13 protein-coding genes are annotated in these 14592 nt (G+C 62.3%); 8 read left to right on the top strand and 5 right to left on the bottom strand.

Annotation, left to right across the window (positions count from 1 at the left end):
- The 5 genes from H7225_RS07205 to xseA form a co-directional block, all read right to left on the bottom strand.
- On the bottom strand, positions 1–175 hold a 175-nt coding region (locus H7225_RS07205; RefSeq protein WP_290660310.1), incomplete at its 3' end, for an FAD-dependent oxidoreductase.
- An 11-nt stretch (positions 176–186) separates the two neighbouring features.
- Positions 187–1479 (bottom strand): 2-oxoglutarate dehydrogenase complex dihydrolipoyllysine-residue succinyltransferase, encoded by a 1293-nt coding sequence (gene odhB, locus H7225_RS07200; protein WP_290660304.1) that lies wholly within the window; start codon positions 1477–1479, stop codon positions 187–189.
- A 68-nt stretch (positions 1480–1547) separates the two neighbouring features.
- Entirely contained in the window at positions 1548–4406 is a 2859-nt protein-coding gene (locus tag H7225_RS07195; RefSeq protein WP_290660303.1) for a 2-oxoglutarate dehydrogenase E1 component, read from the bottom strand.
- A gap of 304 nt (positions 4407–4710) precedes the next feature.
- The gene (locus H7225_RS07190) at positions 4711–5292 is read right to left on the bottom strand and encodes a Fe-Mn family superoxide dismutase (protein ID WP_290660301.1); all 582 of its coding nucleotides are present in this window, start codon (positions 5290–5292) and stop codon (positions 4711–4713) included.
- A gap of 89 nt (positions 5293–5381) precedes the next feature.
- Positions 5382–6698, bottom strand: coding sequence for an exodeoxyribonuclease VII large subunit (xseA, locus tag H7225_RS07185; RefSeq protein ID WP_290660299.1), 1317 nt, complete (start codon positions 6696–6698; stop codon positions 5382–5384).
- 364 nt (positions 6699–7062) lie between these two features.
- Here xseA and H7225_RS07180 point away from each other — a divergent pair, with 364 nt between their 5' ends.
- The 8 genes from H7225_RS07180 to H7225_RS07145 form a co-directional block, all read left to right on the top strand.
- On the top strand, positions 7063–7701 hold the full coding sequence (locus tag H7225_RS07180) for a MotA/TolQ/ExbB proton channel family protein (RefSeq protein WP_290660297.1): 639 nt from the start codon (positions 7063–7065) through the stop codon (positions 7699–7701).
- A gap of 15 nt (positions 7702–7716) precedes the next feature.
- A complete protein-coding gene (locus H7225_RS07175; RefSeq protein WP_290660308.1) occupies positions 7717–8148 on the top strand; it encodes a biopolymer transporter ExbD in 432 nt (143 codons plus the stop codon).
- Positions 8149–8176: 28 nt separating this feature from the next.
- Positions 8177–9247 (top strand): tetraacyldisaccharide 4'-kinase, encoded by a 1071-nt coding sequence (gene lpxK, locus H7225_RS07170; protein ID WP_290660295.1) that lies wholly within the window; start codon positions 8177–8179, stop codon positions 9245–9247.
- Between the two features lie 16 nt (positions 9248–9263).
- Complete coding sequence (locus tag H7225_RS07165) at positions 9264–9503, top strand: Trm112 family protein (protein ID WP_290660293.1); 240 nt, start codon at positions 9264–9266, stop codon at positions 9501–9503.
- Position 9504: 1 nt separating this feature from the next.
- Positions 9505–10266 carry a 3-deoxy-manno-octulosonate cytidylyltransferase gene (gene kdsB, locus H7225_RS07160; RefSeq protein WP_290660306.1) on the top strand — a complete coding sequence of 254 codons (762 nt, stop codon included), beginning with the start codon at positions 9505–9507 and terminating at the stop codon, positions 10264–10266.
- Positions 10267–10359: 93 nt separating this feature from the next.
- Positions 10360–11016 (top strand): adenylate kinase, encoded by a 657-nt coding sequence (gene adk, locus H7225_RS07155; protein ID WP_290660292.1) that lies wholly within the window; start codon positions 10360–10362, stop codon positions 11014–11016.
- A 112-nt stretch (positions 11017–11128) separates the two neighbouring features.
- Positions 11129–13195 (top strand): DNA primase, encoded by a 2067-nt coding sequence (gene dnaG / locus H7225_RS07150; RefSeq protein WP_290660290.1) that lies wholly within the window; start codon positions 11129–11131, stop codon positions 13193–13195.
- 117 nt (positions 13196–13312) lie between these two features.
- Positions 13313–14592 (top strand): RNA polymerase sigma factor region1.1 domain-containing protein (locus H7225_RS07145; protein WP_290660288.1); only part of this gene is annotated, 1280 nt, incomplete at its 3' end.

Raw genomic sequence — 14592 nt, 5'->3', positions numbered from 1 at the left:
CTTTGGCCGGAATCCAGCCTACGTGGGGGCAGGTCCCGCCGAGTGCAGGCCCCCCTTTGCCGTTTTTCCACTCGTCAATACAGGCCACGTTAAAGCCCAGCTGGGCTGCGCGAATGGCGGCAATGTAGCCGCCGGGGCCGCCACCGATGACGACCACGTCGAATTGTTTGGACATAGTGACTTCCCTTAGATGTCAAACAACAAACGTGCCGGATCTTCCAGCGCTTCCTTCATCGCCACCAGACCCAGAACGGCTTCGCGGCCGTCGATGATGCGGTGGTCGTATGACATGGCGAAGTAGTTCATGGGGCGAACCACGACCTGGCCGTTTTCCACGACTGCCCGGTCTTTGGTGGCGTGTACGCCCAAAATCGCGGACTGTGGCGGGTTGATGATGGGCGTTGACAGCATGGAGCCAAAAGTGCCGCCATTGCTGATGGAAAAGGTGCCGCCGGTCATTTCTTCAATGCCAAGCTTGCCGTCGCGTGCCTTGGCACCGTATTCGGCAATCTTCTTTTCAATATCGGCAAAGCTCATCTGGTCAGCGTTGCGCAAAATCGGCACCACCAGGCCTCGCGGCGACCCCACCGCGATGCCAATGTCGAAGTAGCCGTGGTACACGATGTCCGTGCCATCGATCGAGGCGTTGATGACCGGGTACTTCTTCAGCGCATGCACAGCGGCTTTGACGAAGAAGCTCATGAAGCCCAGCTTGACGCCGTGCTCTTTCTCGAACTTCTCCTGGAACCTCTTGCGCATCTCCATCACCGGCGCCATGTTCACCTCGTTGAAGGTGGTCAGGATGGCATTGGTGGCTTGGGATTGCAGCAGGCGCTCGGCGACCCGGGCGCGCAGGCGGCTCATGGGCACGCGCTGCTCAGGACGGTCGGACAGATTGGGCAGACCGGGCACCTGAACCGCGGGCAACGAGCTGGCAGGCACACCCGTTGGAATCGCCTTGGCGGCAGCAGCAGCAGGCGCGGCGGGGGCGACAGGCGCAGGTGCTGCAGTACCAGCAGCCACGGCTTGCAGCACATCACCCTTGGTGACCCGGCCATCCTTACCAGTGCCCGGCACTTGCGACGTGCTCAGCTTGTTGTCGGCCAGCAGCTTGGCGGCGGCCGGCATGGCCACATCAGATTTGGAACCACCAGCGGCAGGTGCGGCTGGAGCCGGAGCGGGAGCCAGGGCCTCGACTGGCAAGGCCTTGACAGGCAAGGGACTGACCGCTTCAGTGCCTTCGGTGTCGATGCGGGCAATCACCTCTTCGCTGGCAACTGTGTCGCCATCGTTGCGAACCAGCTGCGCCATCACACCCGCAACGGGCGACGGGACTTCGAGCACGACCTTGTCGGTCTCGACTTCAATCAGGATTTCGTCCACCGCAACGGCTTCGCCTGGCTTCTTCTTCCAGTTGAGCAGGGTGGCCTCGGACACGGATTCCGACAGTTGGGGGACTTTGACTTCTACGAGTGCCATGAATTTTTCTCCAGACGCGAGGGCGACATCGCGCACCAGCCATCGCGGTGCGCGGAGCCCGCAATGACTTATTTGGTGAGGACGAAGCCCTTGAGCTTGGCGAAGGCTTGATCAAGCAGCGCTTTGAGCTGCTCCTGGTGCAAGTGCGCATACCCCACGGCGGGCGAGGCGGAAGCTGGCCGACCGGCATAACCCAGTTTTTGACCTTCCGTCATGTTCTCGTGGATGTAGTGCTGCACAAAGAACCATGAGCCCTGATTTTGCGGCTCGTCCTGGCACCAGACCAAGTCGGTCAGGTTGGGGTACTTCTTCAGCTCGGTCGCGAAAGCCTTGTGCGGAAAGGGATACAGCTGTTCAACACGGATGATCGCGGTGTCCAGGTTCTTCTTCTCGGCGCGGCGCTTGACCAAGTCGTAGTAGACCTTGCCCGAGCAGGCGATCAGGCGCTTGACGTTGGCGTTGTCAAGCGTGGCATCCGTGTCAGGGATCACCGTGCGGAACTCGCCACGCGTGAACTCGGTCAGTGGCGACGCGGCATCCTTCATGCGCAGCAAAGACTTGGGCGTCATGATGACCAGCGGCTTGCGGAACATGCGCACCATCTGACGACGCAACAGGTGGAAAATCTGGCTGGCCGAAGTGGGCTGGCAGATCTGCATGTTGTTGTCGGCGGCCAGCTGCATGAAGCGCTCCAGGCGCGCCGAACTGTGCTCAGGGCCCTGGCCTTCATAGCCGTGCGGCAGCATCAAAGTCAGGCCATTGGCGCGGCCCCACTTCACTTCGCCAGAGGCAATGAACTGGTCGATCACCACTTGCGCCCCGTTGGCGAAGTCGCCGAACTGCGCTTCCCAGATCACGAGCGTGTTGGGATCGGCGCTGGCGTAGCCGTATTCAAAGCCCAGCACCGCCTCTTCCGACAGGATGGAGTCGATGACGACGTACGGGGCCTGGTTGTCGGCCACGTGTTGCAGCGGGATGTAGGTGCCGGTGTCCCACTTCTCTCGGTTCTGATCGTGCAGCACAGAGTGGCGGTGGGTGAAAGTGCCACGCCCGCAGTCTTCGCCCGACAGGCGAACCGGGTAGCCACTGGCCACCAAAGACGCGAAGGCCATGTGCTCGCCCATGCCCCAGTCGACATTGTTCTCGCCCCGGCCCATGGCCGCGCGGTCGTCGATGACCTTTTGCACCAGGGGGTGAGGTTTGAAGTCGGCGGGGATGGTGGTGATGCGTTCGGCCAGTCGGCGGAACTCGGCCAGCGGCAACGCGGTGTCGGCGGCGTCGGTCCACTTCTTGTTCAGGTAAGGCGTCCAGTCGACGGCGTACTTGCTCTTGAAGTTGGTCAGCACCGGATCAACCGTGTGCTTGCCGGCTTCCATCGCGGCGCGGTAGTCCTTGACCATCTGGTCGGGCACCTCGGCCGCGATCGTGCCTTGGGCGACCAGCTTGTCGCCATAGACCCTGCGCGTGCCGGGATGCTGGGCGATCTTCTTGTACATCAGGGGCTGAGTCATCGACGGGGTGTCTTGCTCGTTGTGGCCCAGCTTGCGGAAGCAGACGATGTCCACCACCACGTCCTTGTTGAACTCCTGGCGGTAATCGAGGGCCAACTGCGTACAGAGAACAACGGCTTCCGCGTCGTCGCCATTGACGTGCAGCACCGGCGCTTCGATCATCTTGACCACGTCGGTGCAATACAGCGTCGAGCGGCTGTCGCGCGGGTCGGAGGTGGTGAAACCAATCTGGTTGTTGATGACCACGTGCACCGTGCCGCCCGTGTAATAACCTCGGGTCTGGGCCAGCGCCAACGTTTCCATCACCACGCCCTGGCCTGCAAAGGCGGCGTCACCGTGCACTTGCACGGGCAAAACCTGGTCGCCGTCAACATCGCCACGGCGGTCTTGACGGGCCTTCACCGAACCTTCGATCACCGGGTTGACGATTTCCAGGTGCGATGGGTTGAAGGACAAGGACAAGTGGACCGGGCCACCGTCGGTACTCACGTCGCTGGAGAAGCCCTGGTGGTACTTCACGTCGCCGGACGGCAGGTTCTCAGGGGCGGTGTGATCGAACTCCGAGAACAGCTCGGAAGGCTGCTTGCCCAAGGTGTTGACCAGCACGTTCAGGCGGCCACGGTGGGCCATGCCGATGATGATCTCTTGCACGCCCTTTTCGCCGCCGCGCTGAATCAGCTCGTCCATGCAGGCGATGAAGCTTTCGCTGCCTTCCAGCGAGAAGCGCTTTTGGCCAACATACTTGGTATGCAAGAAGCGCTCAAGGCCTTCGGAGGCCGTGAGGCGCTCCAGGATGTTCTTTTTTTTCTCGACGCTGAACGAGGGCTTGGCGCGGATGCTTTCCAGCTTCTCCTGCCACCAGCGCTTCTCGGTCGGCTCGGTGATGTGCATGAACTCAGTGCCGATCGAGCTGCAATACGTTTCGCGCAAGGCTTGCAAGATGTCACGCAAGGACATCTGATCGGCTTTGGTGAAATACGTGTTTGTGGCGCTGAACGTGATGTCCATGTCGGACTCTGTCAGGTCGTAGAACGCGGGCTCCAGCTCGGGCAGCTTGGGGCGCTCCTGGCGCTTGAGGGGATCGAGGTCGGCCCAACGGGAGCCGAGGAAACGATAGGCAGCAATCAACGACTGCACATGGACTTGCTTGCGGGCAACGGCCAGATCAGCACTGCTGGTCTTGACCATGAAGGCGTTGGCCTTGGCGCGCTGGGCAAACGATTCGACGACGGGCGCGTGGGCCACATCTCGGTGATCGGAGCCGTCCGTGGCGGGGACGTTGGACAAGGCGTCGAAGTACGACCGCCAGTTGTCGGGCACGGAGCCCGGGTTGTCGAGATAGGCCTCGTACAACTCTTCGACGTACGGGGCATTTCCCCCGAACAGGTACGAGTTCGACCTGAACTGCTGCATCATTTCGCTGACCTCACTCCCAGGTTTACTGGGTTTGGTTGGTTGAAAACCTTCCGCGACACGGCTTGACCGATTGGCGGATTGCGACCCGCCTTGCTGACTTCTGACAATCCAGAAAGGCGACGGGAAGGGCCTGATAAAAACCGAAGATGAATGTACCACTGCTCAAGCCGCAGAGCAGCGTTCAGCACAAAAGCCTCAAATACCGAAGACGGCAAAAGGGTATTGAAGTCTTTCCATCAAAACTTGAGTCCACAAAAAAGCCGGGCAATGCCCGGCTTGATGAGACTCACATCGCCTTGGCGATTCAAACAAAGTTCTGGGCCGCAAAATCCCAGTTGACCAGCGAGGTCAGGAAGGTTTCAACGAACTTGGGACGCGCATTGCGGTAATCGATGTAGTAGGCATGCTCCCAAACGTCGATGGTCAGCAACGCCTTATCGCCCGTGGTCAGTGGGGTGCCGGCGGCGCCCATGTTGACGATGTCGACCGTGCCATCAGCCTTCTTGACCAGCCAGGTCCAGCCCGAACCGAAGTTGCCCACGGCCGACTTGGTGAAAGCCTCTTTGAAGGCGGCGTAGCTGCCAAACTTGGCGTTGATGGCATCGGCCAGGGCACCCGTAGGCTCGCCACCACCGGCGGGCTTCATGCAGTTCCAGAAGAAGGTGTGGTTCCAGATTTGGGCCGAGTTGTTGTAGATGCCGCCGCTGGACTTCTTGATGATGTCTTCGAGCGACAGGGCCTCAAATTCGGTACCGGGGATCAGGTTGTTCAGATTGGTGACGTAGGCCTGGTGGTGCTTGCCGTAGTGGTACTCGAAAGTTTCCTTGGACAAGTGAGGGGCCAATGCGTCTTGGGCATAAGGCAAGGGGGGGAGCGTGTGTGCCATGGTGCTTGATCCTCTTCGAGTTGAAACGTGAACAATTTCCAATGATTGTAGGCAAGGGCTTCACGCAATCGCGCGGATGCCTGCAAAACTCACTCCGTGCTTGTGGTTGCTCCAGAGGATGGATGCTCTGCGGCCATCGACCGATCGGACACCTCGACCTGCAAGCGCCCGTCGGCCAGAACAACGTCCATCGTCGATCCTATCGCGGCCTGTGAAGCCTTGGTGACGGTGTGTCCTTGTGCATCGCTGAGCCAGGCGTAGCCGCGCTCCAGCACACGCTGGGGATCGAGGGCATGCAGGCGGTTCTGCAGCGCATCGAGACGCTGATGCGCCTGCGATTTCTGCTGTGACACGGCCCGCACCAGACGCGACTGCCAGATCGGCAAAGCCTGCGCGGCCAGCCCGACATGGCGCTGGCTGGCGCCCAGCATGCGGTGCTCCAGCAAGGCCAGGCCGTGTTGCTGACGACTCAGGGCTTGGGCTGGCCGGGCCAAGCGCATCGCGGCCTGATCCAACCGTTGCGCCAGGTTGTCGAGCCGCTGCCCAACGCGCTGCCCCATCACACTGGCAATCGCGGCCAGATCACGCAAGGCCTGTGCTTGAGCCTGAGCGACCAGCTCAGCGGCGGCAGTGGGTGTGGGCGCACGCAAGTCCGCCGCAAAATCAGCCAGCGTCACATCGGTTTCGTGCCCCACGCCACTGATCACGGGAACGGGGCATTGCGCGATGGCCCGCACCACCCGCTCGTCGTTAAAAGCCCACAAGTCTTCCAGCGAGCCACCGCCTCGGCAAACGATGACGGTGTCGATGACTGTGCCGGCATGGTGGCTCAGCACCACCTGGGCCAAGGCCGACACAATTTGCGCCGGGGCTTCCGAGCCTTGCACCGAGCAGGGAGCGACCACGATTTCGACATGCGGGGATCGACGCCGCAAGGTCGTCAGCACGTCTCGCAAGGCCGCTGCCGCCAAGGACGTGACCACGGCTACCCGACGCGGAAATTGGCCAATGGGGCGTTTGCGTGAAGGGTCAAACAGGCCCTCGGCCTCCAACTTGCTTTTCAGCCGAAGAAACTGCTCGTAAAGCGCCCCAGCACCCGCCCGCTGCATGCCCTCTACCACCATCTGCAACTCGCCACGCGCCTCGTACACCGACAGGTTGCCGCGCACCTCTACCAGCATCCCCTCGCCGGGCGTGAAATCGACTTGCGACAAGGCCCGACGGAAGACGGCGCAGCGCATGCTGGCGCCCCCGTTTTCGTCTTTCAGGGTGAAGTAGCCGTGCCCGCTGGCAGCCCTGGTGAATCCACTGATCTCGCCGCGCACCACGCATTGGGCAAAGCGCGCGGCCAGGCTGTCGCTGATGGCGTTGATCAGGGCGGACACGCCCCAAACGCGAGACGTCATGGATTACCCCATGAAAGCCCTGCGGATTCAAACGCTTGCGGTCGGCCGCATCGCCAGCAGGCAAGGGCCTCGGGAAGTCCACAACCGCGCAGATCAAGGCCTGGAAGGGCTAAAACGCTGTCACAGAGCCTTAACAATGTCATAAGCTTATGATTCAAAAAGACTTTTACCTGCTTAAAAATGTGGCAATCTGTAGAAAGCCGTTAATTTTCGCGGTTTGGCGGGCCACCAGACCGGCTTACCCACAAAGTTATCCACAGCTTTGGTGGATGACTACCCGGTCGGCATTGAGATGCGACCGAGTCCGGAAAGCGCAAATTTCGGCGCCATAATCTGCGGCTTAGCATGACCTTTGGAGTCTTCGTTGCTGTCGATCTTACAAGCTGCTGGCTGGCCGATCTGGCCCCTCGTGCTGTGCTCTATCGTGGCCCTGGCCTTGATCATTGAACGGTTTTTGAGCCTGCGCGCCTCTCGCGTTGCCCCGGCACGGTTGGTCGATGAGGTGATGGCGGTGACGCGGGCCAGCCTGCCCACCGTGGACACGGTAAACAAACTGGCCGAGAACTCCTGCCTAGGGCTGGTGCTGGCGCAAGGGCTTCGCACGGCCATGGCCGAACCGCGCATCACCGATGTCAATTTGCGGGCCTCGTTTGAGACCGCAGGCCGCCAGGCCGTGCACGACATGGAGCGCAACCTCAGTGCCCTGGGCACCATTGCCAGTGCCGCTCCCTTGCTGGGGCTGCTGGGCACCGTGGTGGGCATGATCGAGATCTTCGGGGTTTCAGGCGCCTCGGCGGGCGCGGCAGGGGCCAACCCGCTTGAGCTGGCGCATGGCATTTCGGTGGCCCTGTACAACACGGCGTTTGGCCTGATCGTGGCCATCCCCTCGCTGGCGTTTTACCGGCATTTCCGGGCCAGGGTCGATTCGTACACCCTGGACCTGGAACAAGCGGCCGAGCGCATGGTGCCGCACATCCTGCGCCTGACCACAGCCCGCCGCTAAGTACTCACCATGTCGATGAATTTCCGCACGCGACACCGCGAAGACCCCGAGATCAATCTCATCCCGTTCATCGACGTGTTGCTGGTGGTCCTGATCTTTGTGATGCTGACCACCACGTACGCCAAGTTCACCGAGCTCAAGATCAACCTGCCCGTGGCCAACGCGCAGTCCATCAAGCCCAGGCTCAAGGAACTGGTCGTGGTCGTGACGGCCGATGGCCGCTACTCGGTGGACAACCGCCCGGTCGAAGGGCGCAGTGTGGAACTGCTTGCCGCCGCCTTGACAGCAGGCACTGGCGCCAACCGCGACACGGTGATCGTGCTGACCGCCGATGCCTCGGCCACGCACCAAAGCGTGATCAACGTGATGGACGCGGCTCGCCGCGCCGGCTTGTCGCAGCTGACCTTCGCCACCCAGGGCCAGATGGGCGCGGCGGCTCAGCCCTGATCAACGCCTCGACAATAAGCGCCTGCTGATGGCTTCAATGATCACGCAGCGGATTGTTCGCAGTTGGTCATCGCGCGGGGCCTTGCCGGTCTCGCTGTGGCCAGTGTCTGCGCTGATGTGGCTGCTGGTCACCCTGCGCCGACAAGCCTACCGATTTGGCCTGATGAAGAGCGAATCTCCAGGCCTGCCTGTGCTCGTGGTCGGCAACCGGATCGTCGGGGGTGCAGGCAAAACCCCGGCCACGATTGCCATCGTCCAGCACCTGCAGCAGCTGGGCTGGCATCCGGGCGTGCTGACGCGGGGCTACAAACGAGCCGAGGACACCACGCCTTTCTCCCTCATTGAGCAGGTGTCGGCGGGCCAGTTGAGCGCCGCCGAGGTGGGTGACGAGCCCCTGCTGATCTGGCGCCGCACCCACGTGCCGGTGATGGTTGGCCGCGATCGCGTCGGTGGTGGCCATGCCTTGTGTCAAGCCTGCCCCGAAGTCGACATCCTGGTCTGCGATGACGGCCTGCAGCATTTGCGCCTGGCCCGCCAGATCGAGGTCGTGGTGTTTGACGAGCGCGGCGCTGGCAACGGTTGGCTGCTGCCCGCCGGGCCTTTGCGCGAGCCCATCGACCCCGTGGCGCCCGCATCACTCGTGGCCGCGCCCATTGTTTTGTACAACGCTGCGCGCCCCACCACGCCCTTGAAGGGCCACTTGGCGCACCGCGGCATGTCGCCCATGCAGCCGCTGAGCGCATGGTGGGCGGGCCAGGCCAGCGATGCCAGCCTGCAGCCGCCACGCGATGGCGCCTGGGCCGTGGCGGGGATCGCCCACCCGCCCAAGTTTTTCGACCAATTGGCCGCCTTGGGCTTCACCAACACCCACCCCGTGGCCTGCGACGACCACGACCCCTACACCACCTTGCCTTGGCCCGAAGGCATCGCCCATGTCATCGTGACCGAGAAAGACGCCGTCAAAATGAAGCCTGAGCGGGTGCGCCACGAACGCCCAGCCACGCAAGTGTGGGTGGCGGCACTAGACTTCAGGCCTGAGCCCAGCTTCTGGCAAGCGATTGACTCCGCGCTGGCACAACTGCCCCGCCCTCACCTTTAACGGAAAAATCACCCCGATGGACACACGACTCATCGAACTGCTGGTCTGCCCCCTGTGCAAAGGCCCGCTGCACCGCAAACCGCAAGGCCAGGCCTTGATCTGCGCAGCCGACCGCCTGGCTTATCCCATCCGCGATGGCATCCCCGTCATGCTGGAAAGCGAAGCCCAGTCGGTGGAGGACAACGACGACCCCATCCCCAACGCCGCCTTGCTGACGGGCAAGCCCGGTGCCACGCACGACGCTGGCGCGGCCTGACATGGGCTTTTCGGTGTTGATCCCGGCACGCTTGGCGTCCAGCCGGCTGCCAAACAAACCGCTGGCCGACATCGCCGGCTTGCCGATGATCGTCCGCGTGGCGCAGCGCGCCGCACAAAGCCGAGCCAGCCAAGTCGTGGTGGCCACGGATTCGCCCGAAGTGGCCGCAGCCTGCGAGGCCCATGGCGTGCGCGTCGTCCTGACACGCGCCGACCACCCCACCGGCAGCGACCGCCTGGCCGAGGCTTGCGTGCTGCTGGGCCTGGATGGCGACGATGCCGTCGTCAATGTGCAGGGCGATGAACCATTGATCGACCCGGCCCTGATCAATGCTTGTGCGGACCAGTTGGACCAGCGCCCCGATTGCGTGGTCAGCACGGCCGCCCATGCCATCGACGATGCCAGCCAGTTCGGCAACCCCAATGTGGTCAAGGTGGTCACCGATGCCTTGGGGCGGGCCTTGTATTTTTCGCGCGCACCCATCCCCTGGTGGCGCGACGCGCCCACGCCCGGACAGCCCGCCAACGGCACCGGCACACCCTTGCGCCACATCGGCATCTACGGCTACCGCGCGGGCTTCTTGCGCCGCTACCCTCAGTTGCCACCCAGCCCGCTGGAGGCGGTCGAGTCACTCGAGCAGTTGCGCGTGCTTTGGCATGGTGAACGCATCGCGGTCCATGTTGCGCTGCAGCCCCCTGGCCCTGGGGTGGACACCCCGGAAGATCTGGCCCGTGTTCGCGCCCTGTTCGAGGGTAGAACTTGAGGGATGAATGAACGCCGCGTGCTATCCTGAGCGGCTTAAAAGAGCTGTTTGGCGCTAGCCGTTCGACAGCGTCATCGGATACCGAGGAGAACCATGAGACTCATCCTGTTGGGTGCGCCTGGCGCCGGCAAAGGCACTCAGGCCACGTTCTTGTGCCAAAAATACGGCATCCCGCAAATTTCGACGGGCGACATGTTGCGCGCTGCCGTCAAGGCGGGCACCGACATGGGCCTGGCCGCCAAAAAGGTCATGGACGCTGGCGGCCTGGTGGGTGATGACATCATCATCGGCCTGGTCAAAGAACGCATCGCTCAGCCCGACTGCGCCAAGGGTTTCCTGTTCGACGGCTTCCCGCGCACCATCCCGCAAGCCGACGCCATGAAGGCCGCCAATGTCAGCCTGGACATCGTCCTGGAAATCGACGTGCCTGATTCGTCCATCATCGACCGCATGAGTGGCCGCCGCGTGCACCCTGCGTCGGGCCGCACCTACCACGTCAAGTTCAACCCGCCCAAAGTGGCCGGCAAGGACGACGCCACTGGTGAAGACCTGATCCAGCGCGACGACGACAAGGAAGAGACCGTGCGCAAGCGTCTGGAGGTCTACCACCAGCAGACCCGCCCTCTGGTGGACTACTATTCAGACTGGGCCGCCACGGGTGATAAGTCGGCACCGCGCTACGCCAAGATCAGCGGCGTGGGCTCGGTGGACGAAATCACCACCCGCGCCCTGCAAGCCCTGGGGGCCTGAGCCAGAATACGCGTCACAGCCCTCACCGGCTTGGCCCACGGCCCCCTCGCTTTTCAAGCGTCGGGGCCGTTGTCTTTTCCCGCCCTTTGTTTGAGACCGAAGTTTTCGCCCCGTGATCCCACCGTCATTCATCCAAGACCTGCTGGCCCGCACCGACATCGTCGAGGTGGTGGGCCGCTACGTCACCTTGAAAAAGGCCGGGATCAACTTCAAGGGCCTGTGCCCTTTCCACGGCGAGAAATCGCCCAGCTTCATCGTCAGCCCCAGCCGCCAGACTTACCACTGCTTTGGCTGTGGCGTGCACGGCAACGCCGTCGGCTTTTTGATGGAGAACACTGGCCTGGGCTTTGTCGAGGCCGTGAAGGACCTGGCCCAGATCCAGGGCGTACCGGTGCCTGACGACGACAGCAAGCCAGAAGACCGCGAAAAAGCCAAAGCCCAGAAAGAGAAGCAGACCTCGCTCACCGACGTGATGGCCAAAGCCACTCAACACTGGCGCCAGCAGCTTAAAAACACACCCAGGGCCGTCGCCTACCTCAAGGCGCGAGGCCTGACCGGTGAGATCGCCGCGCGCTTCGGCATGGGTTATTCGCCCGACAACTGGCGCGGTCTGGCCAGCGTCTACCCCAAGTACGACGACCCCTTGCTGGTCGAAGCCGGCCTGGTCATCACGCCCGACGACGGCGAAACACGGACCGACGGCGAAGCCAAACGCTACGACCGTTTTCGCGACCGGATCATGTTCCCGATCCGCAACCCGCAAGGCGAGGTCATCGGCTTTGGCGGCCGCGTGCTGGACAAGGGCGAGCCCAAATACCTGAACTCGCCCGAGACCCCGGTCTTCATCAAGGGACGCGAGCTGTACGGCCTGTACGAGGGCCGCAGCGCCTTGCGCACCAAAGGCTATGCCCTGGTCACCGAAGGCTACATGGACGTCGTGGCCTTGGCCCAGTGGGGGTTTGGCAATGCGGTGGCCACCTTGGGCACCGCCTGCTCGGCCGAGCACGTGCAAAAGCTGTTCCGCTTCACCGAGCAGGTCGTGTTCAGCTTTGACGGCGATGGCGCCGGACGCCGCGCCGCCGGTCGGGCCTTAGAGGCCTCCCTGCCTTTTGCCAGCGACACACGCCGCATCAGCTTCTTGTTCCTGCCCGCTGAGCACGACCCCGACTCCTACATCCGAGAGTTTGGCCCCGAGGCTTTCGAAGCCTGTGTGCAGCAAGCCGTGCCCCTGTCTCGCCAGTTGCTGGAACACGCCAAAGGCGACTGCGACCTGAACACCGCCGAGGGCCGCGCTCGCCTGCAAGCCCAGGCCCTGCCCCTGATCGGCCAGTTGCCCGACGGCGCGCTGCGTGGCCAGATCGCCGACGAATTGGCCGCCATGGCGCGCACCGCTCCGGAAGAAATCCGCCGACGCCTGACCGCCCTGACCGAGCCAAAGCAATCCTCCAAAAAGCCCTACCAGGCGCATCCTGACGGCGATCATTCGCAACCCTGGGACAACAGCTACACCGGAGAGCCCCCGCAAGAACAGGCCTACCAGAGCTACGGCGACGACGGCGCTCCAAAATCGAAGTGGGGCGGCAGCGGCAAGCGCGGTGACGGGAAAAAACCCTGGGACGGTGGCAACAGCCGCTGGCAACGCAAAGGCAGCCCGGTATTTGACCGCCGCCCACTGCCCCAAGCCGCGCGCCCACTGGACCGCATCGTTTGGCTGATGATCGCCCGCAGCGATTTCTGGGATCAGGTGCCCGCCTCGGCCCACGACCTGCTGTGCGAGCAACCCGGCGTCTATGGGCATTTCTTCCGCTGGCTGGACCGCCTGGTGCACGACCAGGGCGCCATTGGTGCCCAGGAATTGATTGACCGCATGCGCCACGCCACCCTGGGCGATGACGACAGCCCCGGCCACAGCGAATCCATCGAGCAAGACCCCGGTTTTTCGGCCTTGGCCGAGCGCATCACCAACTTCCATGACGTGTTGACTGGTCAGGAGTCGCTGGACGAGTTGCTGGGCCAGATCAAGCACCTGCAATTGCAGTCAATGCAGGACGAATTGGAACTGCTGACCCAGTCGGGCGAGTTGTCTGACAGCGCCGAGGCCAGAAAGATCGAACTGATCCGCCAATCCCTGGTGCTTAAGCTTGAAATCAGCCGGATGCGCCCCACTTCTGCTTCCTAGCAGTCACTTTTGCCGGTCATGTGGCACACCGCCTGCATGACTATTTTTGACGCGACCCTCTGCATGACGGATAATGGAGGGTTCGACAAGCCCCCAGCCCATCTTTCGAGGATCCGCATGACCGCGAAGAAGACCGCGAAAACAGAGACGACAGCAGAAACCGCGAAAGCTGCTCCTGCGTCGCAGGCCTTAGAGACGACCAACAAAAAGGTCGCCAAGACACGCGTGCCCAAAACCGAAGCAGCCGAGGGTGCCGCTGCGAGCGAGCCCAAGAAGCGCGGACGCAAGCCCAAAGTAGCCGTGGACGCAGCGCCCGCTGTTGCCGCCAAGAAGGATCCCAAGAAGGCCGCCTTTGAAGAAGAAGACATCGGCGACATCGAAGCCGAAATCGAAGGTGAACCCGAGGTCGTAGAAGTCGAGGCAGTCACCGACGACAAACAGCCCAAGGCCAAGCCTCTGCGGATGAAAGTCTCGCGGGCCAAAGAGCGCGCGCTGATGCGCGAGTTCGGCATCGACGAAACGGCTTTGTCCGAAGAGGAAGTCGCCAAGCGCCGCCAGGAACTCAAGACCCTGATCAAGATGGGCAAGACCCGTGGTTTCCTGACCCATCAGGAAATCAACGACCACTTGCCTGAAAAGCTGATCGAGGCCGAAATCCTCGAGGCCATCATCTCCATGTTGAACGACATGGGCGTGGCGGTCTACGAGCAAGCGCCTGACGCTGCCACGCTGTTGTTGGCCAGCGCCACCACCAGCACCGCGACCGAAGAAGAAGCCGAAGAAGAAGCCGAAGCGGCGCTGTCCACGGTCGATTCCGAATTCGGCCGCACGACCGATCCTGTCCGCATGTACATGCGCGAAATGGGCACGGTCGAGCTGCTGACGCGCGAAGGCGAAATCGAAATCGCCAAGCGCATCGAAGGTGGCTTGCAAGCCATGATGCTGGCCATCTCGGCCTCGCCCACCACCATCGCCGAAATCCTGTCGTTGTCCGACAAGATCCGCTCGGGCGAGATGAAAATCTCCGAGGCGGTCGATGGTTTCGTGTCCGTCGGCGAAGCCGATGACTACGTGGCCGAAGAAGACTTCGACGAGTTCGACGAAGAAGACGATGACGACGGCAACGGCGGCTCCAAGGCCCTGACCAAGAAGCTCGAAGAGCTGAAGAACCAGGCCCTGGAACGCTTCGACACGTTGCGCTCCAACTTCGAAAAGATGGCCAAGTCTTTTGAGAAAGACGGCTACAAGTCTTCGCCTTACAACAAGGCGCAAGAAGGCATCAGCCAGGGTTTGATGACCGTGCGCTTCACGGTCAAGACCATTGAGCGCCTGTGCGACTTGCTTCGCTCGCAGGTTGATGACGTGCGCCGCTACGAGCGCGAACTGCGCAAGATCGT

Origin of the sequence: Aquabacterium sp., from assembly GCF_014378415.1 — a bacterium.
Taxonomy (GTDB): Bacteria; Pseudomonadota; Gammaproteobacteria; order Burkholderiales; family Burkholderiaceae_C; genus Aquabacterium.
This window is presented reverse-complemented; position numbering and strand designations above follow the sequence as displayed.

Bases quoted from the DNA above. Each gene is read 5' to 3' on its own strand.
- odhB (WP_290660304.1), bottom strand. From the start codon at position 1,479: ATGGCACTCGTAGAAGTCAAAGTCCCCCAACTGTCGGAATCCGTGTCC.
- H7225_RS07195 (WP_290660303.1), bottom strand. From the start codon at position 4,406: ATGATGCAGCAGTTCAGGTCGAACTCGTACCTGTTCGGGGGAAATGCC.
- H7225_RS07190 (WP_290660301.1), bottom strand. From the start codon at position 5,292: ATGGCACACACGCTCCCCCCCTTGCCTTATGCCCAAGACGCATTGGCC.
- xseA (WP_290660299.1), bottom strand. From the start codon at position 6,698: ATGACGTCTCGCGTTTGGGGCGTGTCCGCCCTGATCAACGCCATCAGC.
- H7225_RS07175 (WP_290660308.1), top strand. From the start codon at position 7,717: ATGAATTTCCGCACGCGACACCGCGAAGACCCCGAGATCAATCTCATC.
- lpxK (WP_290660295.1), top strand. From the start codon at position 8,177: ATGGCTTCAATGATCACGCAGCGGATTGTTCGCAGTTGGTCATCGCGC.
- H7225_RS07165 (WP_290660293.1), top strand. From the start codon at position 9,264: ATGGACACACGACTCATCGAACTGCTGGTCTGCCCCCTGTGCAAAGGC.
- kdsB (WP_290660306.1), top strand. From the start codon at position 9,505: ATGGGCTTTTCGGTGTTGATCCCGGCACGCTTGGCGTCCAGCCGGCTG.
- adk (WP_290660292.1), top strand. From the start codon at position 10,360: ATGAGACTCATCCTGTTGGGTGCGCCTGGCGCCGGCAAAGGCACTCAG.